This is a genomic window from Chryseobacterium ginsengisoli (assembly GCF_039542325.1).
Lineage (GTDB): Bacteria > Bacteroidota > Bacteroidia > Flavobacteriales > Weeksellaceae > Chryseobacterium > Chryseobacterium ginsengisoli.
In genome coordinates this window covers 1-664 of the sequence record NZ_BAABHX010000025.1, presented here as the reverse complement: position 1 = coordinate 664, position 664 = coordinate 1, and the positions used below count along the sequence as shown (strand labels likewise).

At 39.6% G+C, this 664-nt stretch carries 1 pseudogene; it reads left to right on the top strand.

The features are described from left to right. Positions 1–664 (top strand): annotated as a pseudogene (locus ABD940_RS22830) (T9SS type A sorting domain-containing protein); the annotation flags it as partial.

Here is a 664-nt window from a genome sequence, read left to right as displayed (position 1 = left end):
TTGTAAGACTGGACAAAAACGGGAAAGAATTATCTCAGATTGTTTTAGGCGGAAAAGGACTCGATGAAGTTGAAAAAATGATCCCTACAAAAGATGGCGGAGCTTTACTGGGAGTTTATTCAAGAAGCAATGTAGGTGGTTCAAAGAAAACTGACAATTACGGAGAAGGCGATTACTGGATCATCAAACTTTCTAAAGATGGCAAAGTGGAATGGGAAAAGAGCTTTGGAGGCAAAGGGGATGATCATTTAAGAACACTGGCTTTGACTTCAACAGGATATTTAATCGGAGGAGAATCGAGATCCGAAAGATCAGGAAACAAAACCGTTGGCATTGAAGAAGGTACTGACCTTTGGTTAATCTCACTCAATGAAAGAGGCGAAGAAATCTGGCAGAAGTCTTACAATTTCAAAAACAGAGATGTTTTAATGGGAATGAGTGTGATTCACAATCCGTCAACCAACAACAATCAACCATCAACCAAAGGCATTTTACTGGGCGGTTACACTCAGGCAGAAGGAAGAATTGAGACTGATGATGAAACTTTTTGGATGCTATATTTAGACCAAAACGGTAATGAGCAGTGGAGAAAACATGTGAAAGGAGAATCAAGAAAACATGAAGAAAGGCTGTCCGATATTAAACTGAACAGAGACGGATCGAT